The organism is Streptomyces altiplanensis (assembly GCF_053591575.1).
The window spans coordinates 19930-45639 of the sequence record NZ_JBSFUB010000038.1; the positions used below are offsets into that span (position 1 = coordinate 19930).

At 70.6% G+C, this 25710-nt stretch carries 25 protein-coding genes and 2 pseudogenes; 10 read left to right on the top strand and 17 right to left on the bottom strand.

What is annotated here, in order from left to right; all coding sequences use genetic code 11:
• Nucleotides 1–2 precede the first annotated feature (2 nt).
• Nucleotides 3–1148: a sensor histidine kinase gene (locus tag ACWD0Y_RS18370; protein ID WP_450261384.1), complete on the bottom strand. Its 1146-nt coding sequence runs from the start codon at nt 1146–1148 to the stop codon at nt 3–5.
• 167 nt (nt 1149–1315) lie between these two features.
• Between ACWD0Y_RS18370 and ACWD0Y_RS18375 the strand changes: the two genes are divergently transcribed.
• The 3 genes from ACWD0Y_RS18375 to ACWD0Y_RS18385 all read left to right on the top strand — a co-directional run bounded on the left by ACWD0Y_RS18375 (nt 1316) and on the right by ACWD0Y_RS18385 (nt 3718).
• Nucleotides 1316–2290 carry a carboxymuconolactone decarboxylase family protein gene (locus tag ACWD0Y_RS18375; RefSeq protein WP_450261385.1) on the top strand — a complete coding sequence of 325 codons (975 nt, stop codon included), beginning with the start codon at nt 1316–1318 and terminating at the stop codon, nt 2288–2290.
• Nucleotides 2291–2295: 5 nt separating this feature from the next.
• Nucleotides 2296–3114 (top strand): class I SAM-dependent methyltransferase, encoded by an 819-nt coding sequence (locus ACWD0Y_RS18380; protein ID WP_450261386.1) that lies wholly within the window; start codon nt 2296–2298, stop codon nt 3112–3114.
• Between the two features lie 100 nt (nt 3115–3214).
• Nucleotides 3215–3718 carry an FBP domain-containing protein gene (locus tag ACWD0Y_RS18385; protein ID WP_450261387.1) on the top strand — a complete coding sequence of 168 codons (504 nt, stop codon included), beginning with the start codon at nt 3215–3217 and terminating at the stop codon, nt 3716–3718.
• Between the two features lie 325 nt (nt 3719–4043).
• Here ACWD0Y_RS18385 and ACWD0Y_RS18390 read toward each other — a convergent pair whose 3' ends face one another.
• The 7 genes from ACWD0Y_RS18390 to ACWD0Y_RS18420 form a co-directional block, all read right to left on the bottom strand.
• Entirely contained in the window at nt 4044–5045 is a 1002-nt protein-coding gene (locus ACWD0Y_RS18390; RefSeq protein ID WP_450261388.1) for a TIGR03842 family LLM class F420-dependent oxidoreductase, read from the bottom strand.
• A gap of 27 nt (nt 5046–5072) precedes the next feature.
• Nucleotides 5073–6473, bottom strand: coding sequence for a dihydropyrimidinase (gene hydA / locus ACWD0Y_RS18395; protein WP_450261389.1), 1401 nt, complete (start codon nt 6471–6473; stop codon nt 5073–5075).
• Between the two features lie 76 nt (nt 6474–6549).
• Nucleotides 6550–7845: an aspartate aminotransferase family protein gene (locus ACWD0Y_RS18400; protein WP_450261390.1), complete on the bottom strand. Its 1296-nt coding sequence runs from the start codon at nt 7843–7845 to the stop codon at nt 6550–6552.
• Complete coding sequence (locus tag ACWD0Y_RS18405; RefSeq protein WP_450261391.1) at nt 7842–8684, bottom strand: nitrilase-related carbon-nitrogen hydrolase; 843 nt, start codon at nt 8682–8684, stop codon at nt 7842–7844. The genes ACWD0Y_RS18400 and ACWD0Y_RS18405 overlap by 4 nt, the downstream gene beginning before the upstream one ends.
• 185 nt (nt 8685–8869) lie before the next feature.
• Entirely contained in the window at nt 8870–10294 is a 1425-nt protein-coding gene (locus ACWD0Y_RS18410) for a hypothetical protein (protein ID WP_450261392.1), read from the bottom strand.
• Between the two features lie 132 nt (nt 10295–10426).
• On the bottom strand, nt 10427–10825 hold the full coding sequence (locus ACWD0Y_RS18415) for a PPOX class F420-dependent oxidoreductase (protein ID WP_450261393.1): 399 nt from the start codon (nt 10823–10825) through the stop codon (nt 10427–10429).
• Nucleotides 10826–10898: 73 nt separating this feature from the next.
• A complete protein-coding gene (locus ACWD0Y_RS18420; protein WP_450261394.1) occupies nt 10899–11150 on the bottom strand; it encodes a helix-turn-helix domain-containing protein in 252 nt (83 codons plus the stop codon).
• A 630-nt stretch (nt 11151–11780) separates the two neighbouring features.
• Here ACWD0Y_RS18420 and ACWD0Y_RS18425 point away from each other — a divergent pair.
• The gene (locus ACWD0Y_RS18425; RefSeq protein WP_450261395.1) at nt 11781–12995 is read left to right on the top strand and encodes an IS110 family transposase; all 1215 of its coding nucleotides are present in this window, start codon (nt 11781–11783) and stop codon (nt 12993–12995) included.
• A 572-nt stretch (nt 12996–13567) separates the two neighbouring features.
• Here the strand turns inward: ACWD0Y_RS18425 and ACWD0Y_RS18430 are convergent.
• Both ACWD0Y_RS18430 and ACWD0Y_RS18435 read right to left on the bottom strand, forming a co-directional pair.
• Entirely contained in the window at nt 13568–14299 is a 732-nt protein-coding gene (locus ACWD0Y_RS18430) for a restriction endonuclease (RefSeq protein ID WP_450261396.1), read from the bottom strand.
• Nucleotides 14296–14505, bottom strand: coding sequence for a hypothetical protein (locus ACWD0Y_RS18435; RefSeq protein WP_450261397.1), 210 nt, complete (start codon nt 14503–14505; stop codon nt 14296–14298). Before ACWD0Y_RS18435 ends, ACWD0Y_RS18430 begins: the two co-directional genes overlap by 4 nt.
• A gap of 654 nt (nt 14506–15159) precedes the next feature.
• Between ACWD0Y_RS18435 and ACWD0Y_RS18440 the strand changes: the two genes are divergently transcribed.
• On the top strand, nt 15160–15726 hold the full coding sequence (locus ACWD0Y_RS18440) for a dihydrofolate reductase family protein (protein WP_450261398.1): 567 nt from the start codon (nt 15160–15162) through the stop codon (nt 15724–15726).
• Between the two features lie 174 nt (nt 15727–15900).
• Here the strand turns inward: ACWD0Y_RS18440 and ACWD0Y_RS18445 are convergent, their stop codons facing one another.
• Together ACWD0Y_RS18445 and ACWD0Y_RS18450 are read right to left on the bottom strand one after the other, a co-directional pair.
• Nucleotides 15901–16410, bottom strand: a complete 510-nt coding sequence (locus ACWD0Y_RS18445) for a hypothetical protein (RefSeq protein ID WP_450261399.1) — start codon at nt 16408–16410, stop codon at nt 15901–15903.
• Between the two features lie 70 nt (nt 16411–16480).
• A pseudogene (locus ACWD0Y_RS18450) lies at nt 16481–16756 on the bottom strand (NF041680 family putative transposase); the annotation flags it as partial.
• A gap of 1245 nt (nt 16757–18001) precedes the next feature.
• Here ACWD0Y_RS18450 and ACWD0Y_RS18455 point away from each other — a divergent pair.
• On the top strand, nt 18002–18505 hold the full coding sequence (locus ACWD0Y_RS18455; protein ID WP_450261400.1) for a cupin domain-containing protein: 504 nt from the start codon (nt 18002–18004) through the stop codon (nt 18503–18505).
• 178 nt (nt 18506–18683) lie between these two features.
• Here ACWD0Y_RS18455 and ACWD0Y_RS18460 read toward each other — a convergent pair whose 3' ends face one another.
• On the bottom strand, nt 18684–19310 hold the full coding sequence (locus tag ACWD0Y_RS18460; RefSeq protein ID WP_450261401.1) for an SMI1/KNR4 family protein: 627 nt from the start codon (nt 19308–19310) through the stop codon (nt 18684–18686).
• 73 nt (nt 19311–19383) lie between these two features.
• On the opposite strand from ACWD0Y_RS18460, the gene ACWD0Y_RS18465 reads away from it, so the two are divergent.
• Nucleotides 19384–19935, top strand: coding sequence for a helix-turn-helix domain-containing protein (locus tag ACWD0Y_RS18465; protein ID WP_450261402.1), 552 nt, complete (start codon nt 19384–19386; stop codon nt 19933–19935).
• 497 nt (nt 19936–20432) lie between these two features.
• On the opposite strand, the gene ACWD0Y_RS18470 is transcribed toward ACWD0Y_RS18465, so the two are convergent.
• Both ACWD0Y_RS18470 and ACWD0Y_RS18475 read right to left on the bottom strand, forming a co-directional pair.
• On the bottom strand, nt 20433–21104 hold the full coding sequence (locus ACWD0Y_RS18470) for a class I SAM-dependent methyltransferase (RefSeq protein WP_450261403.1): 672 nt from the start codon (nt 21102–21104) through the stop codon (nt 20433–20435).
• Nucleotides 21105–21152: 48 nt separating this feature from the next.
• Nucleotides 21153–21713, bottom strand: a pseudogene (locus ACWD0Y_RS18475) (transposase); the annotation flags it as partial.
• Here ACWD0Y_RS18475 and ACWD0Y_RS18480 point away from each other — a divergent pair.
• The 3 genes from ACWD0Y_RS18480 (at nt 21657) to ACWD0Y_RS18490 (ending at nt 22942) form a co-directional block, all read left to right on the top strand.
• Entirely contained in the window at nt 21657–21980 is a 324-nt protein-coding gene (locus ACWD0Y_RS18480; RefSeq protein ID WP_450261426.1) for a hypothetical protein, read from the top strand. The pseudogene ACWD0Y_RS18475 and the gene ACWD0Y_RS18480 sit on opposite strands and share 57 nt — an antisense overlap.
• Before the next feature lie 402 nt (nt 21981–22382).
• Entirely contained in the window at nt 22383–22637 is a 255-nt protein-coding gene (locus ACWD0Y_RS18485) for a hypothetical protein (protein ID WP_450261404.1), read from the top strand.
• Nucleotides 22638–22678: 41 nt separating this feature from the next.
• Nucleotides 22679–22942 carry a hypothetical protein gene (locus ACWD0Y_RS18490; protein WP_450261405.1) on the top strand — a complete coding sequence of 88 codons (264 nt, stop codon included), beginning with the start codon at nt 22679–22681 and terminating at the stop codon, nt 22940–22942.
• Nucleotides 22943–23004: 62 nt separating this feature from the next.
• On the opposite strand, the gene ACWD0Y_RS18495 is transcribed toward ACWD0Y_RS18490, so the two are convergent.
• Entirely contained in the window at nt 23005–24534 is a 1530-nt protein-coding gene (locus tag ACWD0Y_RS18495; RefSeq protein WP_450261424.1) for an NHL domain-containing protein, read from the bottom strand.
• Between the two features lie 112 nt (nt 24535–24646).
• The gene (locus ACWD0Y_RS18500; protein WP_450261406.1) at nt 24647–25165 is read right to left on the bottom strand and encodes a PDZ domain-containing protein; all 519 of its coding nucleotides are present in this window, start codon (nt 25163–25165) and stop codon (nt 24647–24649) included.
• Nucleotides 25166–25710 lie beyond the last annotated feature (545 nt).

A 25710-nucleotide genomic window follows, 5' to 3' on the forward strand; every position in this document is an offset into this window, starting at 1 on the left:
GCTCACCGTGCCTCCAGGGGGAGTTCGGCGCGTACGCAGAAGCCGCCGCCGGGGCGCGGCGCCGCGTGCAGGGTGCCGCCGAGGGCGGTGACGCGCTCGCGCATGCCGGTCAGGCCGGTGCCCGGGACCGGCGGCCACCCGCCCGGCGCGGCCGGGTTCGCCGGGCCCTCGTTCTCGACGTGGAGGGAGAAGTGGTCCCGGGCATAGCCGAGCCGCACGCTCGTCTTCGCGCGGCCCGCGTGCCGGGCGACATTGGTGAGTGCCTCCTGGACGATGCGGTACGCCGCCCGGTCGACGGCGTCCGGCAGCGCGCGCTCGGGCCCGGTGACGGTCACCGACGCCGCGAGCCCGGCCGTACGGGCCCGCTCGACCAGTTCGCCGAGGCGGGCGAGCCCGCTGCCCGGCGGTACGGCGTCGTCCGTACGCAGCACCTCCAGCGTCGCCCGCAGCTCGCGCATCGCCTCGCCGCTCGCCTCCTGGATGGCGAGCAGCGCCTCCGGCACGTCCTCGCCCCGCTTGCGCGCCAGGTGCACGGCGACCCCCGCCTGGAGCTTGACGATCGAGATGGAGTGGGTGAGCGAGTCGTGCAGCTCGCGCGCGATCCGCAGCCGCTCCTCCCCCGCCCTGCGCAGCGCGGCCTCCTCCTTGGTCCGTTCCGCCTCGGCCGCGCGCTGTTCGGTCTGGTGGAGGTACGCCTGCCAGTTCTTGTCGATGAGTCCCGTGACGCCGGCGCTGAGGAACCAGCCGAGCAGCAGCAGCGACCGCTCGACCGCGTCCCCCGACGGGCTCGCGACGAAGAAGCCGACGAGGAAGACGGCGCTCACCCCGACCGCCACCGCCCGGTGCCCGACCCGGGTCACGGCGTGCACCCCGGCGATCACCGGGAACGCCGCCGAGGCACCCGGGCTCGCGTGTGCGGCGTAACCGAGCATGCAGGCCGCGGTGAAGAGCAATACCGGCACCGGGGCCCTGCGGTGCGCGGCGAGTGCCAGCGACCCCGCGGTGATCAGGACCACGTCGACGGCGGCGGGGTCCGGCCCCAGTGTGGTGAAGCCCGCCAGGAGGACCGCGCCGCCGATGACGGCCGCAAGTCCCGTGTCGATGAGCCCGGTTCGCCAGGCGTTCCCGTCCCGCTGATCCCCGCGCATGAACCGCACCCTAGACGCCGTTCCCGCCCGGCGCCTCCTCCCCGCAGACGGCTTTCTCCCTACTCCCGGGGAAGCAGCAGGGCCGCGGCGCCCCCTGCCGGGCGCAGCCGGCAGTGCCTCCCGCCGTACGACGACGGGGAGCCGGCCCGCGGGCGAGCATCGTCCCCATGACCGGACCTTTCCGCTTCACCTCGCCCGCCGCACCCGGCTCCGCGACCGGAGCCGCCGCCGCCGTCTACGCCCAGCTGAACACCGACTTCGGTGTCCCGGGGGCGTCCACCTTCGCCGTACTGTCCCCCTCCACCCCGCTGCTGACCGGATTCTGGGCGCTGCTCCGCGAGTCCCTGCTGGTGACGGGGCAGGCGTCCCGTACGGACAAGGAGCTGGTGGCCACCGGGGTGTCACTCGCCAACCACTGCCGCTTCTGCGTCAACGCGCACACACTGCTGCTGTACGCGGGCGGCGACCACGCCCTCGCGGAGACGATCGGGCGCGGTGAGACACCGGCCGGCCCTGCGCACGCCCGGCTGCTCCAGTGGGGAAAGGCGGTCGGCGCGGACGCCGGGCCGCCGCCGTTCCCGCCGGAGCAGGCCGCCGAGTACATCGGCACGGCCCTCACCTTCCACTTCATCAACCGGATCGCGTCGGCGCTGCTCGCCGACGTCTCCCTGGCGGGGAACGAGCAGAAACTCCGCTTCCTCGACACCGCGGCGGGCCGCCACCTCGCCCGCACCGTCCGGCGCGAGCTGCGCCCCGGCGACAGCCTGCCCCTGCTGGAGACGTCCGGGCCCGGACCCGCCTGGGCGGCGGCCGGGTCTCCCGTCGCCGTGGCGTACGGCGCGCTGCGCGAGGCGGCACTCACGGGCGCGGGCCTGCTGTCCGAGGACGACCGGGCGTACGTGCGCAAGACGGTGTCCGAGTGGGACGGTGTCGCGCCCGTACCGCCGGCCGGTGACTGGCTGCCCGGCCGGGAGGACCGCCCCGGCGCCCGGCTCGCGCTGCTGGCCGCCCTCGCCCCGGACCACATCGCCGGGGAGGACGTCACCGCGTGGCGGTCCCCGGTCCACACCGACCACTGTCTGGTGCATCTGGTCGCGTACGGCGCGATCACCGCCGTCGAGCGCATCGAGGAGAACCTGTGAATCCCGTGCCCCCCGCGCCTGTGAACCCCGTCGCCGAAGCGTGGGACGGGCCGGTCGGCGCGCACTGGGCCGAGCACCAGGACCGCTACGACGCCATGGTGTCCGACTTCGACGACGCGCTCTTCGCCGCCGCCGCGATCGGCGAGCGTGACCGCGTCCTGGACATCGGCTGCGGCAGCGGCCGGACCACCCGCCTCGCCGCGCGCCTCGCCCCGCGGGGCAGCGTCGTGGGCGTGGACATCTCGCGGCCGCTCATCGAGCGGGCGCGCGCCTCGGCCGGCCAGGCGCGGATCGTGTACGAGCTGGGGGACGCCCAGACCCATCCGTTCGCGCCGGCCGGCTACGACGTGGCGATCAGCCGGGGCGGGGTGATGTTCTTCACGGACCATACGGCGGCCTTCGCCCACATCGGCCGCGCCCTGCGCCCCGGCGGACGGCTCGCCTTCGTCTGCCCGCAGCCGGCCGGACCGGACGGCGAGGAGACCAGGACGCTGGGCCTGCTCGGCTCCCTGCTGGGCCGGCAGGACCCCCGGGACGTCGAGTTGCGGCGAGCCATGTCCTCCCTGTCCGTTCCCGCCCGCGTCCACGAGGTCCTGGAGCGGGCGGGCTACGGGCAGGTGACCGTCACCCCGGCCGCCGGGTCGACGGTCTGGGGCCGGGACGCGGCCGACGCCGTGGACTTCCTCCTGTCCCGCGCGGGTACGGGGGGCTCGGTGCCCGCGTCCACCCGCGCCGCGATGGAGGACGCTCTGCGCCCTTACGAGACGGGGCGGGGCGTGGTGATGCGGGCCGGGGTCTGGGTGGTCGGCGCGGTACGCCCGTAGGGAAGGCGGCGGGAGCGGGCCCCGCCGGCCCCGTGGGGGTGGTGCCGCACGGCGGATATTGAGATGCGGCGCCACCCGCTGCTCCGTAGGGTCGACACCCGTGGAACCGCTCAGTGAGAAACAGATCCGCTCGTCCTTCGTGAACTGCACCAAGGGCGAGGCGACCCGCCTCAGGCTGCCGCTCGGCTTCGCCGGGCTGCCCTGGGAGGACCTGGACTTCCTGGGGTGGGTGGATCCGGGCGCTCCGCTGCGGGCCCACCTCGTACTGCCCCGCGCGAACGGTCCGCTGGGCATCTCCCTGCGCGTTCCCGCCGTGGGCCGCACCAGCGCGGTGAAGTCCAGCCTCTGCCAGATATGCCTGACGGGACACGCCTCCTCCGGAGTCTCCTTGCTCGCCGCCCCCCTGGCGGGTGCGCGGGGCCGGGAGGGCAACACGGTCGGCATCTATGTCTGTTCCGACCTCGCCTGCTCGTTGTACCTGCGCGGCAAGCGGCAGCCCAAGCTGCGTTCCGGGCGCTACGAGGAGTCCCTCACCCTGGACGAGCGCATCGCCCGCATGACGGGCAATCTGGACGCCTTCGCGGCCAAGGTCACCGCGGGCTGAGGTCTGCTCCGCCCCGCTCGCCGTCCGCCGCACGCGCCCTCCCGGCGGGGGCTGCCTGCTTCCGGCCCACGCCGAGGATGACCGGTCCCGAGGCGAGGAGCCGGGAGGGGACGCTGTGCGTCATGCCGGCCCGCGGGGCCGCGAAGTCGTACGCCGTCCGGCGGCGCCGTTCCACCGGTACGGGGAGCGGGCCGTCGTCGACGAAGCGGCTGTCGGAGCCGGCCGCGCCGGGGGCGGGGCCCGACGCGGCCCTCCGGGCCGGGCACGCGGGGGCGGGGGACCCCTGGGAACGGTTGCGGTCACGGCGGGACCCTTCGCGGGTGACTCAGGAGCCGAGCGCGGGGATGACCTCGGCGCCGTACGCGTCGATCGTCGCTTCCTTCGCGTCGTGCATGTCGTAGACCGCGAACTGGTCGACACCGAGAGCGCGCAGCGCCCGGAGCTTCTCGATGTGCGCCTCGGCCGGTCCCAGCAGGCAGAAGCGGTCGACGATCTCGTCGGGCACGAAGGCGGTGTCCGGGTTCCCGGCCCGCCCGTGGTGGCTGTAGTCGTACCCCTGACGCTGCTTGACGTACGCCGTGAGGGCCTCCGGCACCAGGCCGGAGTCCTCGCCGTACCGGGCCACCAGGTCGGCGACGTGGTTGCCGACCATGCCGCCGAACCACCGGCACTGCTCCCGCGCGTGGGCGAGGTCCTCGCCGACGTACGCGGGGGCGGCGACGCAGATGGTGACGGACTCCGGGTCGCGTCCCGCGTCCGACGCGGCGGTGCGTACCGCCTTGATCATCCACTCGGTGAGGAACGGGTCCGCCAGCTGGAGGATGAACCCGTCCGCCTTCTGCCCGGCCAGTTCCAGCGCCCTGGGGCCGTACGCCGCCATCCACACCGGCAGCCGGCCGTCCTTCACCCACGGCAGCCTGATCCGCTGCCCTCCGATGTCCGCCTCCCGCCCCTCCGCCAGGTCGCGGATGACGCCGATCGCCTCGCCGAGCCGGGCCAGGGTGTTGGGCTTGCGGCCCGCCACGCGCATCGCGGAGTCGCCGCGGCCGATGCCGCACACGGTCCTGTTGCCGTACATCTCGTTGAGGGTGGCGAAGGTGGAGGCGGTGACCTCCCAGGTGCGGGTGGAGGGGTTGGTCACCATCGGCCCGACGATCAGGCGCTCGGTGTGTTCGAGGACGCGGCTGTAGATGACGAAGGGTTCCTGCCACAGCACGGCGGAGTCGAAGGTCCAGCCGTAGCGGAAGCCGTTGCGCTCAGCGCGCCGCATCAGGCCGACGACCGCCGATGCGGGCGGGTCGGTCTGCAGGACGAGTCCGAAGTCCATGACGTGGACCTCCCGGTTCGCTCGGGGTCAGTTCAGGTTCTGACAGGTGGATCGGGGCGTGTAGATGCCGTGCCCCGCCCGGCCGGTGAACTCGCGGCCGTCGATGACGGGTTCGCCGCGCGAGAGCACCGTCTCGACCTGCCCGGTGATCCGCTTTCCTTCGTAGGCCGAGTAGTCGACGTTCATGTGGTGGGTGGCCGCGGAGATGATCTGCTCGGCGTGCGGGTCGTAGATGACGACGTCGGCGTCGGCGCCCGGCGCGATCGTCCCCTTCTTCGGGTAGAGGCCGAACATCCGGGCCGGAGCCGCGCAGGCGATCTCGATCCAGCGGCGGCGCGAGATGTGCCCGTCGACGACGGCCTGGTGCAGGAGGTCCATGCGGTTCTCGACGCCCGGCAGCCCGTTGGGGATCTTCGAGAAGTCGCCCCGGCCGAGCTCCTTCTGGCCCGAGAAGCAGAAGGGGCAGTGGTCGGTCGAGACGACCTGGAGGTCGTCGGTCCGCAGGCCCCGCCAGAGCGCGGCCTGGTGCTCGCGCGGCCTCAGCGGCGTACTGCACACGTACTTGGCGCCCTCGAAGTCCGGCTCCGCGAGGTTGTCGGTGGACAGGAAGAGGTACTGGGGGCAGGTCTCGCCGAAGACGTTGAGCCCCTTGTCGCGGGCGGCGGCGATCTCGGCGACGGCCTCCTCGGCCGATACGTGCACGACGTACAGCGGGGCGTCCGCGACGCGTGCGAGCTGGATCGCCCGGTGGGTCGCCTCGGCTTCGAGGAGGACCTTGCGGACCTCTCCGTGGTGGCGCGGGTCGGTGCGGCCCTCGGCCAGGGCCTGCTCGACGAGGACGTCGATGGCGATGCCGTTCTCGGCGTGCATCATGATCAGCCCGCCGTTGCCGGCGGAGCGCTGCATGGCGCGCAGGATCTGCCCGTCGTCGCTGTAGAAGACGCCGGGGTACGCCATGAACAGCTTGAAGGAGGTGACCCCCTCCCCCACCAGCAGGTCCATCTCCTTGAGGGAGTGCTCGTTGACGTCGGAGAGGATCATGTGGAAGGCGTAGTCGATCGCGCACTTGCCGTCGGCCTTCGCGTACCAGGCGTCGAGCCCTTCCCGGACGGAGTGGCCGACGCTCTGCACGGCGAAGTCGATGACGGTCGTGGTGCCGCCCCAGGCGGCCGCCCGTGTGCCCGTCTCGAAGGTGTCGGAGGCGAAGGTGCCGCCGAAGGGCAGTTCCATGTGGGTGTGCGCGTCGACGCCGCCCGGGATGACGTACTTCCCGGTGGCGTCGATCGTGCGGTCGGCGGTCCAGGCACCGGCCGCGCCGCTGCCGTGGGAGGCGAGGGCGGCGATCCGCCCGTCCTCGATCAGGACGTCGGCGTGGATCTCGTCGGAGGCCGTGATGACGAGCCCTCCGCGGACAACGGTACGGTTCACGGTTCTGCTCCCTTCGGGTCCGGGAAAAGCGACGGGCGGAGCCGCCCCGGGAGGCGGCCGGCGGCGGCTCCGCGGCTCACTGCGCGTTCCTCAGCGCCTTCTCGAGGATGCGCGCGCCCTCCTCGGCCTCCGTGACGGTCAGGGTCAGGGGCGGGGCGATGCGCAGTACGGCGGTGTTGTGGCCGCCGCCCTTGCCGATCAGCAGGCCGCCCTCGCGCGCCGCTTCCAGTACGGCCGCCGCCGTCTCGGGCGCCGCCTCGTCGGTGCCGGGTTTGACGAGCTCGATGCCCGCCATCAGGCCCCGGCCGCGCACTTCGCGTACGCACGGCACACCGGCGGTGATCGCGCGCAGCCGCTCCAGGAGCAGGCCGCCGACGCGCCGGGCGTTGCCCTGGAGGTCGTGTTCCAGGAGGTAGTTGAGGTTGGCGAGGCCCGCCGCCATCGTGATGGGGCTGCCGCCGAAGGTGGAGATGGAGTGGGCGTCGAGGCAGTTCATGACCTCGGCGCGGGCGACGACGCCGCCGATGGACATGCCGTTGCCGATGCCCTTGGCGAAGGTGAGGATGTCCGGCGGGCCGTTCTGGGCGTGTGCCTGCCAGCCCCAGAAGTGTTCGCCCGTACGTCCCCATCCGGTCTGCACCTCGTCGGTGATCCACAGGATGCCGTGCCGGTCGAGGACCTCGCGGAACGCGGCGTACAGGCCGTCGGGCGGTGAGGTGAAGCCGCCGACGCCCTGCACGGGCTCGGCGAGGAGCGCGGCGACGCGGCCGCCCGCCTGGCCGAGGAGGTCTTCGAGGTCGGCGACGCACGCCTCGATGAACTGGGCGTCGGAGAGGTGGGCGTACGGGCCCCGGCAGCGGACGGCTCCGTGGACGTACAGCGTCTGGAGCGGGGAGAGGCTGGTCGGGGACCAGGCGCGGTTGCCGGTGACGGACACGGTGGAGAAGGACCGGCCGTGGTAGCTGTTGCGCATCGCCAGGATCTGGTTCGAGCGGCGGTACGTCGTGGCGAGGAGCAGGGCGGTGTCGTTGGCCTCGGTGCCCGACGTGGTGAAGAAGACCCGGGCGTCGGGGATGCCGGAGAGGGCGGCGACGCGCTCGGCGAGCTCGACCATGGGGCGGTTGAGGTAGAGCGTCGAGGAGTGGATGAGGCGGCCGGCCTGCTCGCTGACGGCCTTGGTGACCTCGGGGAGCGCGTGGGCGGTCATGGTGGTGAGGATGCCGCCGAAGAAGTCGAGGTAGCGCCTGCCGTCGGCGTCGTGGACGTACCGGCCCTCGCCGTGGGTGATCTCGATCGGCTGCCGGTAGTAGAGCGAGACCCAGTCGGGGATGACGGCCTTGTGGCGGTCGTGCAGGTTGATCGCCTGGGTCACGGGTTCACCAGTCCTTCGTACGCGTCGGGCCGGCGGTCCCGGTAGAACGCCCATTGCTGACGTACTTGCTCGATGAGATCGAAGTCCAGGTCCCGGACCAGGAGTTCTTCTTCCTTGTCGCCGGCCCTCTCGCCGACGAACTGGCCGCGCGGGTCGACGAAGTAGCTGGTGCCGTAGAAGTCGTTGTCGCCGTACTCCTCCTGGCCGACGCGGTTGATGGCGGCGACGAAGTACTCGTTGGCGACGGCGGCCGCGGGTTGTTCCAGCTGCCAGAGGTGGGCGGAGAGGCCGCGGTGGGTGGCGGAGGGGTTGTAGACGATCTGGGCCCCGTTCAGGCCGAGTTGGCGCCAGCCCTCCGGGAAGTGGCGGTCGTAGCAGATGTAGACGCCGACCTTGCCGACGGCCGTGTCGAAGACGGGCCAGCCCAGGTTTCCCGGCTTGAAGTAGAACTTCTCCCAGAACCCCTTGACCTGGGGGATGTGGTGCTTGCGGTACTTGCCGAGGTAACTGCCGTCGGCGTCGATCACGGCGGCGGTGTTGAAGTAGAAGCCGGACTGCTCGCGCTCGAAGACGGGGACGACGATCACCATGCCGGTCTCACGGGCGAGTTCCTGCATACGGCGTACGGTCGGGCCGTCCGGGACGGCCTCCGCCCACCGGTAGTGCTCGGGCTCCTGCACCTGGCAGAAGTACGGGGCGTTGAAGACCTCCTGGAACCCTATGATCTTCGCGCCCTGCCGGGCCGCCTCGCGGGCGTGCTCCTCATGTTTGGCGATCATGGATTCGGTGTCGCCGGTCCAGGTCGCCTGGACGAGCGCGGCGCGTACGACGTTGGCCATGACTTGTCTCCTTCAACGGGACGTCAGAGACCTTCTACGCCCGTAGATTCGGGACGTAGAGGGATGAACGTAAGCCCCGGCGGGGAGTGGGGCAAGACCATCGCCGTCAACCCGCAGAGTCGATCACGTTTCGCACCCGAGGGGGTGACACGGGGAGGCCGCGAGGTTCACGGCCTCCGCGGCGTTCACGGCGCGGCGCCCGCCACCCGCAGGGCGTGGACGACGGCCCGGTACCGGCTCTGGGACACCCGCCGCGCGGTGTCGAGCAGCAGCGGGGAGAGGCGGCGCGGGTCGGTCCGGGCGGCCTGGGCGACGTCCTCGGGCGTACGTACGTGAACGAACGCCTCGGCCAGCGCCCGCACTTCGCGCTCGTGTCCGCCCGAGCCGTCCAGGGCGAGCAGCGCGGCCGCGATCTCGGCGGCGGGGCGCGCGACGCCCTGCCGCAGCAGCTGCCGGCCGTCGTCGGCGAGCCCCGCGGCGCCGAGTGCCCCGGCGACGGCGGCGACCCGGTCGGGCGGCAGCGAGGCCACCTCCCAGAGGAGGGTGGCCCAGTCGGCGCCGAGCCCGGCATGGTGCAGGGCGGCGGCGAGCGCGGGCAGCCGCACCGGGGGCCAGCCGGCGGCCTCGCAGAGGAGCACGTGCGCCTCACCGGTACGCCCCTGGACGCGCAGCCGCACGAGCACGGCGACGGTGCCGGCGACGGCGCGGGTGTCCCGGGCGGGGTCCGCGGTGTCCGTCACGGCGGCTGCCTCCGGCTCCTCCATCCCGGCGTACCGGGCGCCCCGGGGAGCGGCGTTCCGGGCGGGAGGCGCCGCGGGCACGGCGGACACAGCGCTCCCGTCGTCGTCGAGCCCGGCGTAGCGGGCCCCGCGGGGGCGCCGTCCGGGAGCGGTGACGCGGCCGGGGCCGGCGGACCCCCTGGCCCCCGGTTGCCCTCCGGGCGTGTCCTCGATCACCGCACGGGCCGGACCGGGCCGGGCCGGGTACGTCGGTGCGGCGGCTTCCGGCCCCTCCGGGGCGCCGGCGGCCCCGGGCGCCTCCCCGCGGAACCACGAGCCCGGGGCCGGGGGGCGGGCCGGGAGACGTTCCCGGGGCGGCGGGGGCGGTGCGTCCAGGGCCGCCAGGCGCGCGCTCAGCTCCGCACAGCGGGCCGTCGCGCGTTCGTGGTCGTCGCGCGCCCATGCCAGCCGGACGTCGAGCCCCTGCCCGTCAGAACCGCCGGACGGCTCCCGCAGGCGCAGCGCCAGCTCCCGCTCCTGTCCGGCGGCGTACGCCTGCTCGCGCCGCGTCGCCCCGAGCCGCTCCACCAGCGCCTCGCGTCCGCCCGGCCGCCGGTCGTGCGCGGCGGCCGCCGCCGTGTGCAGCTTCCGCGCGCGTACGGCCGCGCGCTCGGCGGCTGCCGTGCCGTGCCGTGCGGCCAGGTCCTGGAGGAGTGCCTCCAGGACGTCTCCCGGCGGGAGCTCGGCACCGGCGAGCCAGGCGCGCATGCCCTCGGGGTCGCGCCGCCCGAAGACGCCGCACCAGCCGGCGCCCGTGTCGACGAGCGCCGTCAGTTCGCGCAGACAGCGCGCGAACTCCTCGCCCGGTGAAGCGTGTTGACCTACCGCCATAGCCGCCCGCCCCTGCCGCCCACCCGCAACCGTCCGGTCCGATCCGGTCCGCAGGCATTGGACCGCAGTCGTGTTACGGCGCCGCTACGGGCGGTTTTCGCGCGAGGCGCAGACTCCTCATGGCGGTCGGGGTCAGAAGCTGATGGCGATACCGACGTGCGGGCGCTTGCCGAGCCGGACGATCATGGCGGGCACATCGGTGAGCCAGAACTGCCAGGTGTACTTGCGCGCGAGGAGCCTGCGCGCCGCGCGCAGGCCGTCCGCGTCCAGCAGCCGCGCGGTGCCCTCGGCGGACGGCGCGCCGTCCTTGACGCGCCCGCGCACGTCGCACGCCGCCACCACGACCCGCTTGTCGTTGCGCAGCCGCTTGACCTTCCAGGAGTCGGCCCTGGTCCATACGTAGAGTTCGGTGCCGTCGGAGGCGGCCCACACCGGCGTGGCGACCCCGGTGCCGTTCTTGCGGAAGGTGGTCAGGCTGACGTACGGGCTGCGGCCGAGCACGGCGAGCGGGTCGTCCTGGTCGGAAGTCATGCCCGTGAGACTACGCCGTACGCCGCCCGGGCCCCGGCCGGCTCCGGCAGGCGCTCCCCGCTCCGGGCGCGGCTCACACCGGGACCAGGGCGCAGCGGGCCGCGACGTCGTCCATCGACAGGCCGAGTGCGCCCGCCAGCGCCGCCACCGTGAAGAAGGCGGGGGTCGGGGCGCGGCCCGTTTCGATTTTGCGGAGGGTCTCGGGGGAGAGACCGGCGCGGGCCGCGACGTCCACCATGGTGCGGTCGCCACGCGCCTGCCGGAGCAACTGGCCCAGACGCTCGCCGCGTTCGCGCTCTTCGGGGGTGAGGGGGGTACGTACCATGACGTCATTCTAATACCGCCAAGACCGATACGGTAATGGGCGGGGCCGAGATCAGGACGGACCACTCGGCGGACGCGACGCGGGAGGCCGGTGCCTCGCAGCCCTTCCTGGACCACCGCCCGGACTGGGCCCCTCCCCTCCCCCGCCGTCATCTGCACCTCCGTCAACGACGCGATCGTCACCTTCAGCGTCGGCGGCACCGCCCACGCGAACGGCCACGGCATGGGCCGCGCGCCCCGCACGAGGGTCCCGGGGCGCCGAACGAGGGCCGTGCGGGGCGCGGCCCCGTCCTGCGTCACGGCACGGCGCCGGCCATCGGGCCGCTGCTGATCGGCGGCGGCCGGGACGCGTGCTGCCCCCCCGTTATGTTCTTGGCGGTCCTGCAATGGGACCGCTGGCCTCCGGGCCCGGCATGACTGTGTCCCCCTGTCGAAGGCATGACCTGGGGGGTGGTGTCACCGGGCCCGGTAGGTGCCGTCGGAGACGCTGATGAGAGGTCCGGCCACTGCCCGGTCCGGCGCAATGCCGGACGGCTCGCGGGCGGCAGGTCTGCATAACGTGGATGCGCGCGTACGACACCAACGCCGAGGCCGGCACCGTGAACACCCCTTGGGGAGAGGGAGAGTAACGATGCTCGACACCACCGAGGTGGGCGTCTTTCTGGGGCTGGACGTCGGCAAGAGCGCCCATCACGGGCACGGGCTGACTCCGGCAGGGAAGAAGGTCTTCGACAAGCAGCTGCCCAACAGCGAGCCGAAACTGCGGGCCGTGTTCGACAAGCTGACCGCGAAGTTCGGAACCGTGCTGGTGATCGTGGACCAGCCCGCCTCCATCGGGGCCCTGCCCTTGACCGTCGCCCGCGACGCCGGTTGCAAGGTCGCCTACCTGCCCGGACTGGCGATGCGCCGGATCGCCGATCTCTACCCGGGCGAGGCGAAGACCGACGCGCGTGACGCCGCGGTGATCGCAGACGCCGCCCGCACCCTGCCCCACACCCTGCGCTCGCTGGAACTCACCGACGAGATCACCGCCGAGCTCACCGTCCTGACAGGCTTCGACCAGGACCTCGCCGCCGAGGCCACCCGCACCTCCAACCGCATACGGGGCCTGCTCACCCAGTTCCACCCCAGCCTGGAACGCGTCCTGGGCCCCCGCCTGGACCACCAGGCCGTCACCTGGCTCCTGGAGCGCTACGGGTCCCCGGCCGCGCTGCGGAAGGCGGGCCGACGACGGCTCATCGAAGTCATCCGGCCGAAGGCGCCGCGCATGGCCGCCCGGCTGATCGACGACGTCTTTGCCGCTCTGGACGAGCAGACCGTCGTCGTTCCCGGCACGGGCACCCTGGACACCGTCATTCCGTCCCTGGCCCGCTCCCTCGGGACTGTCCACGAACAGCGCCGGGCCCTGGAAGCCCAGATCAACACCCTGCTGGAGGCCCACCCTCTTTCCCAGGTCCTGACCTCGATGCCCGGCGTCGGCGTCAGGACCGCCGCAGTCCTGCTGACCACCATCGGCGACGGCACCAACTTCCCCACCGCCGCCCACCTCGCCTCCTACGCCGGCCTGGCCCCCACCACGAAATCGTCCGGCACCTCGATCCACGGCGAACACGCACCCCGCGGCGGAAACCGGCAGCTCAAACGTGCCATGTTCCTCTCCGCCTTCGCCTGCATGAACGCCGATCCCGCCTCCCGCACCTACTACGACAAGCAACGCGCCCGCGGCAAAACCCACACCCAAGCCCTCCTCCGCCTCGCCCGCCAACGCATCAGCGTCCTGTTCGCGATGCTCCGCGACGGAACCTTCTACGAGCCCCGCACCCCCGCCGTCACCCTCGCAGCATGAACACGACTAACGACCCCAAAAACGACGGCACCGTCTTGACGAACGACATAGAGGCACCCCCCCCCCGAATCATCAGCACTTACACAGACCTTGGGACGCAACCCGATACCCTGCACGTAGAAAGTGCCCTCCGCCTGGACCGACAGAACCCCTCAGCAAGGTTCATCACGCCAGGTCAGGAAAAGCACTTTCGCGCTTCCACCTCGACAGCCGCCACACCCAACCGAAACGGCGAGGCTAAGGTTCTGCGGCTCAGAGGCTCCGCTCCCCGCGCACGCGGGGACGGTCCCTGGGCCGAGGACGACACCCGCGACGACGTGATCTGCTCCCCGCGCATGCGGGGGTGGTCCCCGGAGCCAGCCCGGCCAGCGGTCGTCCGGCTCGCCCCGTCGCGGGAGTCCTCGGAGGCGTGATCGGGGACGTTCGGGTCGGCCACGGTCGCGTGTCTGGCGAGGGCCTCATCGCCGTGGCGCCGATTGGGCCCCAGATCACCGAAACGGGCGGCGCCGAACCGCCAGAGTTGACGCCCGGCCCGGCGACGTCAGTTAACCACCCCGCTGCTGGGGGCCTGCTCAGGAGAGGGCGGTCGGTTTGCGGGGCGGCGGGACGGCCCGGAGTAATTCCCACAGGGGGCGTGAGCCGGACGCCCACACGCCGAGGGTGTGGCGGTCGACCACGTGGAGGCGCTGCTGCTTGGCGAAGGCCACGGCGGGCGCGGTCACCCGGCCGTTCGTCACGATCACCGCGATGTCGGCACTGTGGACCTGGCGGGCGGTGCCGTTGAGCACTTGAAAGTCCGGCGTGCCGACCGCGGAGCCGGCCAGGCCGTTGCGCCGGTGTTTGCACTGGATCACCCAGCGTCGCCCGTAGGGATCGGTGGCCTTCACATCAGCACCCAGGTCCCCGCCACCACCCACCCGGACGGCGTCCCGGCAGCCGTCACGGCGCATCAGGCCCCGCACCGCGTCCTCGAACCGGGAGTGGTGCAGGGCGTCCAGCTGGGACAGCCCGTATCGCAGGCCCTGTGCGTGGACCGCTTCCCACCGCGCTCTCTGCTGCTTTTGGTAGAGCCAGCCGCCGCCGGTCAGCATCGCGAGCGTGCCGATGACGACCAGGATCCACCAGTGGGCCAGCAGCCAGTTGATGACAGCCACCACCAGGGTGACGGTCAGGGCCGTGGCCACGAGGAGAGCGATCAGCCCGTCATCCGCATGCTGCCGCCGCTTGCCCGGCTTGCGGGGACGCCGCCCCGTCGGCGAGCGCCTGGCCGTCGTCGCCCTCCCCTTACGTCCGCGGGGGTTCATCGGCTGGCCTGCGTGACGCCGCTCGCGAGCTGCCCCAGGATGTCCAGGATTCCCTGGCCGACCGGGGTGGGAGCGAGCAGAACGCCCAGCGCCAGGATGATGACGGCAGTGGTTCTCTCCTCGTTTCGGCTGCGGGCCTGCGTACGGCGCCGCAGCCGGAAGAAGACGATAACCGCGAGCAACACCGCCACATTGATCGTCAGCAACCCTCGGACCTCCCACCAGACCACGACCGTCCTCAAGAGTGCAGCGGGCGCTCACCCCAGCTCTCTTGTGTAGCCGGGCTTCAGCGGTGTCGGAGGCAGGTTGCAGACGAATGGCACAAAGCTGTCGGGCCTGGCCGAATACCGCGCGCTGGATCAGTCGTGGACATGCACGGTGACGTACAGGGCTGCTTCCTGCTGCACGCTCCGCTCGCCCAGCAACATTTGCAGGGTTTCGCGGCTCGTGCCAGACGTCAGCCCCGTGACCGGGGAGCCTGTTCGCTGTCTCACGGCGTGTCGAACGCCTGGCGCCTCAGCCGTACGTCGGACGGCCGATGGCGGAACCGGAGTTTGAGGGACATCCGTGTCAAATCATTGCAGGGTCTCGCCGCTCGTGACATGTCGATCTTGCGTGACCTGGGCGTTCCTGGCTGCCTCACGGCCTTGTCACCCATGATCAGTCTCAAATCCGTGGCATTTCCTCGCGAGGGCGAGGTCGAGGTCGAGGTCGAGATCAGGCGGCTTGCCCGTGTCGGCCGAGTACACCACGCTGAGCCCCGAGCACGAGGACTGCCGGCGAGCCCAGATCGCGCACCGATGATTTTCCCGCGCCGCGCTGGTCTATACGCCGGACACCCACGGACGGAAGGCTGGGCCATGCGGAAACTGATCTACGGCATGAACCTGACTCTGGACGGCTACATCGCCGCGGCCGGCGACGACATCGGCTGGAGTGGACCGCCGAGCCACGAGCTGTTCCAGTGGTGGCTCGACCATGAGCAGGCGAGTGGCCTGTCGCTGTATGGGCGCAAGCTATGGGAGACGATGAGCTCCTACTGGCCGACCGGCGACCAGCAGCCCCATGCCACCCCGGCGGAGATCGAGTTCGCGCGGAACTGGCGGGACACGCCGAAGGTGGTGTTCTCCTCGACGATCGACAAGGTCGACTGGAACACCCGCCTGGTCACCAGCGACGCGATTGCCGAGATCACCCGGCTCAAGGCCGAGGACGGCGGCCCAATGAACATCGGCGGCGCGACGCTTGCCGGGGCGGCCATGCGCGCCGGGCTGATCGACGAGTACGTGATCGCCGCCCATCCGGTCCTGGTGGGCGGCGGCACGCCGTTCTTCACCGCGCTGGGCAGCTGGGTGAACCTGAACCTGGTGGAGACGCGGACGTTTCCCGGCGGCGTGGTCCTGACCAGGTACGAGACGAGGCGCTGAGCAGCTTCCCGCTGTCTCACGGATTGGATGGGTGTTTCCTCCCACCGTCGCGGCGATCTCCCCCACCGCACCCCCAAGCAATGCTCCGTGAGCTTACTTTTCAACCTCTGCCTCGATCAGTTTTTGGCTGGTCGAGGCAGACAAGAGAGCTCGCACGGAGGTGAGTGCCAGCTCTCAATCTTCATGCGACACACCGAGGTCGTGGCGCATAGCGGTTCTCATAGTTCGGAGCATCTCCCAGACCTCGTACTGGGCATGGGCCGCGGTCTCCATCGTTTCGCCTGGTTCGGGGGCACCGCGTTCGAGGCGCTTGACCTGGCCGTAGACCTTGTTCAGGGCTTGGTTGACGACACTCGCTCGCCTGAGTACTTCTTCGGAGGCGATCATCTGTGCTTCGGAGTATCGATCGCGGTGCGCCTTCTTCGCCTCCTCGAGTGCGTCGCTGTCGGCCTCCTCCACACCGCGTTCCCTCATGACGTGCAGGTGGCGGTTGAGTTCGGTAGTGAACTGCCGAGCATCCCGGTTGAGTTCCACATAGCAGGTGCGTCGCAGCGAACGGGCCTCGCGAACCTCCTCATGGTCTCGAACGAGCTCTATCTCCAGGCGCTTCGCTCGTTCGGAGCCGCGCTGGGTGAGCAGCGCCCCTCCCAGGGTTCCCGCGACGCCTGCGACAGCGATGATCACTGAGCTGAGATCCACCGACGTACCCCGTGAAATTCTTCGGCCTCGTGCCCGCTGCACATGGCCCAGGCCGTCAAGTTTGCCGCTCCTCGGTGCGCCGGGGCTTAGTGCCCTTCTTGTGGTGGGCGGGGCGGCTGTATGCCTCGCCGGTGGCGAGGACTCTGCCCACGTCATGGCGGGTGGCTTGGCGGCGGTTCTTCGAACTCGGCGGCCGGCCTGGTCCGGGCCGGGACGGTTTCGCTGCACCGGCTGGTGACCCGGTCTTCGCATGCAGGTTTCTGAAGCCTCTACGGACGCGGGCGGGTGTCAGTCTGTTCGGTTCGGCCGGCCTTTCCCATGGCCTCCGCAGTCGGCAGATACGGCTCGACGAACTCCCACTGGTCATCGCTAAGTTGCCTACGCGTCACGCCTCCAGTCCTGCCCCGCTTCACCGCACCCGGAGGACGAAACCAACCAATTGATCACAACGACATACAGGCCCTAGCGGGGAGCCGTGCCGCTCGGGGTCGGCACGGCTCCCCACCAATGGGGGTAGCAGCCCGCTCGGTCCTGTCAGTGATGCGCGGGCTCCCCCCTCCTACTCCATGGCCGAACCACGGCCTGCGCGACCACCCACCGAGCCCTCCACGGCGCCCTGGAAGCTCCCGGAGGACATCCCCGGACCCGGGACCCGGCCCACCAGGCCCCGCGCCTCCCGTACGGGCCGCACGCGCCCGCCCACGCACCCACCGCCCGCACCCCCGGCCAGGTCACCGGCGGACAACGGCGACCATAGAGACGACCAGGGCCACCCCGCCGTACAGGAGGCCCAGCAGGGCCACCACCCACGGAGCGGTAACCGGAGGAGCGGCCGGAACGGCGGGCGTGGCCGGAGCAACGGCCGGGGCAGGCGAAGCCGCGGCCGGGTCCGGTGCGGCGGCGGGCTGGGAGGGGTTCGAAACGGCAGTCATGGTGTTCCCCCATCGGGATCGGTACGGAGCGCTCCGGTTGAGCGCGGGGCCACGGTCCGCGATCCGGACCGCTCGTTCGAGTTCTCGCGAAAATCCGTTCCGGCCCCCGCAGGCGGTTCCTGACGGAGCGTGGAGCAGATTCGCGAACGCTTGACGAACGGGTGTCGCGGGGGGGGGTGGCAGCACCGTCGGGCACCGGGGGGCTAGACCCGCAAGCCCGGTTCGAGGGACCCCAGATTTCCGACGCGGCGGGCCGTATTCAAGAAATCTGGCCGACGAGGTTCGCGACGCGGATTCCTTGAATGGACGACGCGGCAGTGCTACGGGCCACCCCCTCGTGAAGTCTTCGAGCAAGTTGAACGCCCGGTACACGAGCGGAAGGGAGTCAGATACCCGCGAGCTCCCGAACCCGCCCCTGGCGCGGCCAGCCACCGGGATGCGATGTACCGCCTTCGTGGCAGTGAGCCACGTGCACGTACCGCTCCCACGCCAGCCACCGAGACACAAAACACCACTTCATGCCAGCAACCGGCCATCACCATGAACCAGGGATCTGCAAAAACGCCCTACCCGATCAGCCGGCACTGCCACCAGCTCACCGACCTGAAGCCGACACATCGCACCTGCGCCTTCAGAATGCAGGCATGACCAACGCACCGAACCGATCGTCCACGGCCCGCTCCCCCCTCGTCGACCTGCTCGGGCTGCAACCCCATGTGGAGGGCGGCTGGTACCGGGAGACCTGGCGCACCGAAGGCGTCGCCACCCCCGAGGGCTATCCCGGGGACCGGGCCTACGCCACCGGCATCTACTTCCTGTTGCACCCCGGCGAGAGCTCGGCCTGGCACCGGGTGCGCTCCGACGAGCTGTGGCTCTGGCACCGGGGCGGGTCGCTACGGCTCTCCCTGGGCGGACCGGGCGAGCGCCCCGGCAAGACACCCGAGGAGTTGGTGCTCGGGGCGTCGGTGGAGACCGGCGAGCGCCCACAGGTCCTGGTCCCGGCCGGCCACTGGCAGTGGGCCGAGCCGCTGGGCGACGAACCGGTGCTGGTCTCCTGCGTGGTCGCGCCCGGCTTCGCCTACGAGGACTTCGAGCTGCTGGAAGGCGACCGGGAGAGCCGCCGGGAGGACGATGAGCGGGAGGGATGAATGACCGGAGCCGTCGCCTACGAGAGGTGAGCGGCGGCTCCGGCGGGATGCCGTGCCGGAGGACCTGACGATCCGCCCCACGATTAGCCTGGCTGAGAGTCCTGATCGGTGGGCGGGTTCGGGAGTTCTGCTGCCGGGCTGCCGACACCGTCCTCGCGGGAGGCCGGCCCGGCAGCGTTCACCAGCCGACCAGGTCCATGGACCTTCGCGCGAGCCAGTCCGTAAAAGACACGGGCTGACCATCCAGGTTCAGAGGCAGGATCTGGTCGCAGGTGGCCCGGCCGTCGAACCACAGTGAGCCGTGGTGCGGACCGGTGACAACGAGCAGGGTCGAGAAGCCACAGCCATTGTCCTGGATGAATACAGCACCGGACGTCTTGTGCTCCTGGAACACCTCGTATTCGGCGTCCCACTGCTCACACGCTGCCTGGTAGGCAGTGTGGTCCGGGAAGTCCTCCGGCAGCGGCTCGCGCGCGTCCAGTTCGACCTCGTAGGCACGGTAGGAGTCGGGATGCGGGAAGGCGGTGGTGAGCAGGTCGTAGTTGGTTTCCGAGTCCCCATGCCAGCCCCAGCCCGCCGCAGATCGGCATAGACGCTTCACCGCGCCGCCGGCGTCCTGCCGGAGCAAGTACTCGCGGTACTGGTCCGGGAACGCGATGCCCAGCTCCGCCTCCGCTTCGCAGATTTCCGCTTCGGACAGCGGCGCCGCCGGGCAGGCGCCCTGCCGCGAGGGGGGAGAGCTGAGCTCGTCAAAGCGCCGCCCCCGGGCCATGCGTTGTGCTTCCGCTATCCAGTCGGTCGTCATACAGGTGAGGTTAGACCGAGCGGTTTGTCGGACTCTGCTGTGACCTGGGAGCGCCCCGCCAGGTTCTCAAGGTGTGAAGAACAAGCAGGCTCGTGCTGTCATGCCGCATCGTGCGTTCTGCGGCATCTCGGCTCAGCATCTCGGGGAATTGATTGCCGAGCACGCGACACGCTGGGATGCACGATGCGAGTCAGACCGACACGAGCGGCGGCGTGGCGCCCGGAAGCGGAAGGGCGGCGCCGGACCGAAGTACGAACTCGTCCTCACCGGCCGGGTCCTGGTGACGCTCGTTCACCTGCGGACGGGACTGACCCACGAGGCGCTCGGAGCGATCTGCAGCGTGGGATCTTCCGCCATCGGGCGGGCGATCCACGAGATCCGTCCGCTGCTGGCCACGCGTGGATTCGCAGTGCCCGACCGGCCCGGCCTTCGGCTACGAACACTGGAGGACGTGTTCGCCCATGCCGCGGCCGAGAACGTCACGCTGAGGCTCGATGGCACCGAGACCCAGGTCCGCCGCCCCCAGGCACGCCGCCCCGGACGCCGAGCCTTCGTCTCTGGCAAGCGGAGGCAGAACACGGTCAAAACCATCAGGATCAGCGACCACCAAGGCCGCACACTGTAGTCCGGCGCCACCCGGCCCGGGCGGATGCATGACCAGACCGCCGTGCGTACCGAGGGCATCGCGGAGCAATTCCGGCAGACCCCGGCGTGAGAGCCGAGGTCGACGAGGACTACCGAGGTCTGGCCAACGAGCTCCCCGACCAGGTCAGCGCACCGCCCATAAAGCCGAAGGACATCAACAATGCACCGCTGACCGAGCGGTACGGATGGCGCGAGATGCGCCGTTGTCAATCCTCTCGACGGATCTGCGTTGAGCATGCCAACGCCGAGCACGACAGTGGCGCCCGCTCCAGCGGTACACCGGACGCCGTGAGGAGTACGCCGAGACTCACCGCGCCATCGCCGGCCTGGTCTCCGACCGAGCAGCCAAGCGGGCCACCGTGTACAACTCGGCCGCCGAACTCGTGCTCGTCCACACCACGGCCTACTGAATCATCCGCCGGCCGAACGACCGGCCAAGCACGGCCCAACATCAATCGCGGGGCAGCCCGTAAGAAGTCAAGCCGGCCTCCTCGGAGTCGGCTTGTGGGCGAGGAAGCTGGCGATCTTCCACTTCAGCTCCTCATCGGGCTCCTGCACCAGTTGAGCGTCGAGGGTGAACCCGGCCTGGTTCAGCAATCGTGCGAGCCGGCCTGTGGGCAGGCGATAGGACTCGAAGGTCACGGGGTGGCCGCCGTAGGCCTGTGCGGGGCGCCGATGCTCACCGGAACCCACGTGGCCGACGAGGAGAAGATGTCCACCCGGCGCCAGGGTGCGGTGGAACTCGGCGAACACGACTGGCAGCAGCTCCGGAGGCGTGTGGTGGGTGGAGTAGAAGGCCAAGATGCCCCCGAGCACGTCGTCTGCGAACGCCAGGGCGGTGATGGAGCCCACCGAGAACGGCAGGTCGGGATAGGCGGTTCGCGCGAGTTCGATCATCTTCGGAGACACATCGATGCCGATTGGCGACACCCCGAGGCCAGCCAGGTGTGCCGTCACTTTGCCTGGACCGCAGCCCAGGTCTGCGACCGGTCCTCGGTCAGATGCCTGTACGAGTTCAGCGAACGTGGTCAGCATCGAGCGTGACAACGGGTCCAGCTCGGATGGCGGCTTGACGAGGGCGGAGTAGGCGTCAGCCACGGTGTCATACGACTCCCGGACAGCGGCAAGGTAGGAAGGCTCATCGGTCATGGGGCGAATCTAGAGGGGTGCACTGACATGCCCGTGCCGGCTTCCGGATCACGCGGCTGCTTGCAGGAGCGGTGCGAAAGCGCGCTGTCCGTCGAAGTACTGCCGGGTCTGGAGGCAGTGGTGGAACTGGCCGAGGAAGCGGTTGAGCAGGTGACGCCGAACGGCGTTGTGCCAGTCTCCGTGCTCGCGTCGGCGGCGGTAGTGGGCGCTCGCTCCGGGTGAGGCCTGGAGGGCTGAAAATACCCAGAGGAAGCCGGCGTGCATGAGCCGGTTGTTCTTGACGAAGCGGCGGCCGACGAAGCGTTTCTTGCCGGGGGCCCGGGTGATCGGGGCGGAGCCGGCGCAAGACTTCAGAGCTCTGGCGTCGGCGAAGCGGGGCCGGTCGTCGCCGGTCTCGGCGAGAACACGGGCTGCGAGCAGGGGGCCGAGGCCGGGGAAGCTGAGCAGGATCTCGCTGTCGGCGTGCTGCTTGAAGGTGGCTTCGGCTGCTGCGACGAGGTCGTTCGCGGCCTGGCAGGTGGCGTCCAGCTGCTTGAGCAGTGCCAAGAGCTGGTGGCCGAAGGCGTCCTCGACGACCGGGAGCTGTCGGGCGTACTGAGAACGGAAGTCGTCGAGCACACCGCGGCGTTCGCGGCGGAGACCGGCATCAGCAAACCCATGCAGCGCAAGCCGCACGAGATGCTGCGCCTCGCGCGCGCCGTGCGCGACGCGGGCGGCGGCGACATCGTCGATGAGTCGGTCCTCGACGACATCCCCAACTACGGCCGGTCCGTCCGGGCGATCCTGCTGCGGGCAGGCATCTCAGGCTCCTGCCAGAGCCGCGCGCACCTGACCGTCCCCAGCGGTCTCGGACGTCACGGTCCGCGCGCCGGATAGGGGCGCCCCGGGCGACGACACCGAGGTCCTGCCAGCAGTGCGGGTGCTGGTTCGCAGCGAAGACGAAAGTCACCTGCGAGCCCTGCTCATCCTTCACCGCCCGGAAGAGAGGAAACAGCGCTGCATCCGCAGGAGCGTGCGACCACTGCCGCCGTGTCGACCTGCCGCTCGCCGACAGATACTGCCGCGAATGCCGATGGCACGTAGCCACCTACGGTCCAGGGGACATCGCCCGGTTCGGAACGCAGTTGTGGCTCGGTTCACCCGTCCCCGGGCCCACTAGCCTGCGTCACTCGGATGCGGCCCCGTTCACTGCGCGCTGCCCCTGTTTCCCAGCACGTAACGGCCCCTGCGCAGGAGAAGCTGTTCGAGCTCCGGCGGAACTGGCGACCGGTAGTCGAGTTGGCGCGACAGGATCTGCCGGAGCTCACCGAGTCGGCCGAGCGGCTGCTCGCCGACCTCGAGAGCGTGATGAAGCAGGAGATGTGGTCCAAGGTCCCCGCCACCAAGACCCGGCACACGCTGACCGTCCTGGTGTCCTGGCTCGGCGCCGATGCCCCGCTGCTGGAAACCGACATCCGGGCGCTCGTCGACAACCGTCCCCTGAAGTTCAGTGGACGGCGGTCACACAGTTCCTTGAAACCCGAGGACTGCTGATCCCGGATGCCGAGTTTCGCCGGGACGCGCACCAAAAGCGCTTGGAGGCCGAGCTCGCCGCCCTGCCCACGACGATCGCACAGGAACTCTCGGTCTGGATCAAGGCAGTGCGCGGAGAGGACAAGTGGGAGCACACGGGGCGCACCTACCGAAGCATCGCCCGCTACTGGCATGTCCTGGATCCGATTCTCAAGAGATGGCTCGCCGACGGCATCGAGAGACTGCGCCAAGGCCCCAAGAACCAGGAGACGCCGAAAGCACACGAGCCGCCCGCCCAGCAGGCCCCCAGACCTGAGGCCGAGTAGTGCCCGGCTGAAAGGCAGGGGGGCAGGATTGGCGAGGCCGCTCCTGCCCCCCTGCTCGTGCGTCACACCGGCAGCAACTGCCACTGCCTGCCCCGGTGGTCGCCCTCCGCCCAGCGCTGTGTGATCACCACAGGCGCGTTGATTTCGACACCCAGAAGCAGACCGCTGTTCCGGTTCGCGATCTCGTAGACCCGGAGGTCGTCGGCCCCGGTGCCCACCGGGATCAGCCGCCACTGCTGATGGTGTGCCTCGTCGCCTTCGTAGGCGCGCTGCGCGACCACCGCCCCGGCCGCCCCCCGGGCTTCGTCGACCTCCAGAACCTTCCCGCTGCGCACGTTCTCCATCGTGTACACCACGTCGCCGCTGTCGCTCTCCCCGGCTACGACCAGCCGCCACCGCTGCGACTGGCGGGGAGCGGCGAGCGACTGCTGGATCTTGGCCCCGTCCTTGAGCGACTCGCGCGTGACCCCGATCCGCAGTCGGCTGCGGACGCTCGCCCAGGAAACCACCGTGCCTGATTCGGGCAGTCCTGCCATGGCGGCCGCCGCGACCTTCCGGACGCGGTTGTTGACGTAGTCGGCGATGCAGAGGGCGCCAACGCAGTCGACCGCGAGCCCGAATGGGTAGTTCAGCTGGGCGGAGGCGGCGGGGCCGCCGTCACCGCTGAAGCCGTCGGTGCCCGTGCCCGCGACCGTGCTGATCGTGCCGTCCCCGGCGACCCTGCGGACCCTGTGGTTGTTGTGGTCGGAGACGTAGAGGGTGCCGGTGGTGTCGGCTACCACGCCCAGGGGGAAGTCCAGCTGGGCGGAGGCGGCGGGGCCCTGATCGCCCCCGAACCCAGCAGTGCCGGTCCCTGCCACCGTGCTGATCGTGCCATCCCCGGTGACCCTGCGGACCCTGTGGTTCTCGGCATCGGTGATGTAGAGGTCGCCCGCGCCGTCCACCGCAACGCCGTACGGGCTGTTCAGCTGAGCCGCGGCGGCAGGCCCGCCGTCGCCGGAGAATCCCGGGGTTCCGGTCCCGGCGACTGTGCGGATCTGCCCGTCCGGTGTGACCTGCCTGATCCGGTGGTTGTCACTATCGGCGATGTAGAGGTTGCCGGTGCTGTCCACAGCGACCCCGTACGGACAGTTCAACTCTGCGGCAACGGCGAGGCCGTCGTCACCGCTGAACCCGGCGGTGCCCGTGCCGGCGACTGTGCCGATCTGTCCGTCGGCCGTGACCTTGCGGATCCGGTGGTTCTCGGAATCGGCGATGTAGAGGTTCCCGGCACGGTCCACCGCCACCTCACGCGGGCCGTCCAGCTGGGCTGAGAGGGCAGGGCCCTGGTCGCCCCCGAACCCAGCAGTGCCGGTCCCTGCCACCGTGCGGATCCTGCCGTCCGTGGTGACCCTCCGGACTTGGTGATTGTTGTAGTCGGAGAAGTAGAGGGTGCCCGTGCTGTCCATCGCGAGGCCGTAGGGACGGTCAAGCCGGGCCGCGACAGCGGGCCCGTCGTCTCCTGCGGCCCCGGCATCTCCGGTACCGGCGACCGTAGTGATCTCGGGGGCGAGGTCTTCACCCTCTGTTGCTGCTGTCTGGGCCTTGCTCATCATCATCCCCTCACCGTGTGCCGGCCGGCCAGGACGGAGGCCTTGCCGATCGTGTCCGAAGACCGCAGGAGCGGCAGGCGGCAAGCGCGCCCGCGCGTGGACGTCGCGGCGATCACTCGTCGACCGTGTACTGCAAGGTCATCTGGATACCGTTGCGCATGATGCCCACGGGCACCGCGATTCCGGCTCGCTTACCGGCGAGGACGGTGCTGAGGGAGGCCGCCGACGTGACGGGCTGACCGTCGACGGAGGTGATGATGTCCTTGTCTCTGAACCCTGCAGCGGCGGCATTCAGATCGGGGTCGACGAAACGAACCCGGGCGCCTCCTCCCCCGGGGACGCTGCTGACGTACCCGCCGAAGGCCCCGGGAGTGCCCTGGGTGATGTTGACGGTCCAGTCCACCGCCACACCTTCAAAGGTGAGAGTGCCGGTGAACCGACCACCTGCCATGGGCGCGTCATCCGCGGCGACAACGTCAACCTTCCAGGGCCGGCTCCACACCCAGTTGTTGCTCTGCAGCGAAAAGCTGGCGGACGAGCCGTCGGGGGCAATGGACACAGGGCAGCTCATGCCGCTGCACCAGGGGTCCACCCGGACAATGCGCGTGTACTGCGGAGCCTGGATCTTCACATGCCCCGGACTTGAGCGGACCCGCCCGTCCGGCGGGAACTCGACCGTCCTGGCCGGCCCCGGGGCATCGAGATCAGTGACAGACGACGGAGGCGTCGGCGCACGGAGCGCCGTGACCGCACCAGGAGCGGCCGCAGCAGTGGCTCCGGGCGCCAGCCCTCCGAGCAACAAGCTCGCTCCCAGCGCGAGCACCGTGCATGCCGCCGTGGATTTACGCATGAATTCTCCCCAACTTTAACTACGCAGAGTAGTTAATCGAGTACACAGGGTATGGGCGCATCCATAGACGGACATCCTCGAATACGCCACGGTCGTGCAGTGCGACAGCGAGACCCCGAGCAGGAGTGGTACGCGCAGGGTCCGGGCAGTGGCTCTGGCGCCCAGCGGTGGGCCACCGACGACCGGCCCAGAGCGCTGTGTCTCGTCCCCCAGGGGCGAGGATGTGGTCCCCGGCCCGTGTATGGGCAGCGAGACGCTCTGGCTGACCGAACCGGTGCCGTAGCACCGGACCGGCCGGAGTGGCCGGGTTCCGCACCGGGGGCCGC

Coding starts and splice junctions, on each gene's coding strand:
- ACWD0Y_RS18425 (WP_450261395.1), top strand. CDS start 11,781: ATGCTCGACACCACCGAGGTGGGCGTCTTTCTGGGGCTGGACGTCGGC.
- ACWD0Y_RS18370 (WP_450261384.1), bottom strand. CDS start 1,148: ATGCGCGGGGATCAGCGGGACGGGAACGCCTGGCGAACCGGGCTCATC.
- ACWD0Y_RS18430 (WP_450261396.1), bottom strand. CDS start 14,299: ATGAACCCCCGCGGACGTAAGGGGAGGGCGACGACGGCCAGGCGCTCG.
- ACWD0Y_RS18440 (WP_450261398.1), top strand. CDS start 15,160: ATGCGGAAACTGATCTACGGCATGAACCTGACTCTGGACGGCTACATC.
- ACWD0Y_RS18410 (WP_450261392.1), bottom strand. CDS start 10,294: ATGGCGGTAGGTCAACACGCTTCACCGGGCGAGGAGTTCGCGCGCTGT.
- ACWD0Y_RS18420 (WP_450261394.1), bottom strand. CDS start 11,150: ATGGTACGTACCCCCCTCACCCCCGAAGAGCGCGAACGCGGCGAGCGT.
- ACWD0Y_RS18455 (WP_450261400.1), top strand. CDS start 18,002: ATGACCAACGCACCGAACCGATCGTCCACGGCCCGCTCCCCCCTCGTC.
- ACWD0Y_RS18470 (WP_450261403.1), bottom strand. CDS start 21,104: ATGACCGATGAGCCTTCCTACCTTGCCGCTGTCCGGGAGTCGTATGAC.
- ACWD0Y_RS18405 (WP_450261391.1), bottom strand. CDS start 8,684: ATGGCCAACGTCGTACGCGCCGCGCTCGTCCAGGCGACCTGGACCGGC.
- ACWD0Y_RS18460 (WP_450261401.1), bottom strand. CDS start 19,310: ATGACGACCGACTGGATAGCGGAAGCACAACGCATGGCCCGGGGGCGG.
- ACWD0Y_RS18495 (WP_450261424.1), bottom strand. CDS start 24,534: ATGAGCAAGGCCCAGACAGCAGCAACAGAGGGTGAAGACCTCGCCCCC.
- ACWD0Y_RS18415 (WP_450261393.1), bottom strand. CDS start 10,825: ATGACTTCCGACCAGGACGACCCGCTCGCCGTGCTCGGCCGCAGCCCG.
- ACWD0Y_RS18390 (WP_450261388.1), bottom strand. CDS start 5,045: ATGGACTTCGGACTCGTCCTGCAGACCGACCCGCCCGCATCGGCGGTC.
- ACWD0Y_RS18375 (WP_450261385.1), top strand. CDS start 1,316: ATGACCGGACCTTTCCGCTTCACCTCGCCCGCCGCACCCGGCTCCGCG.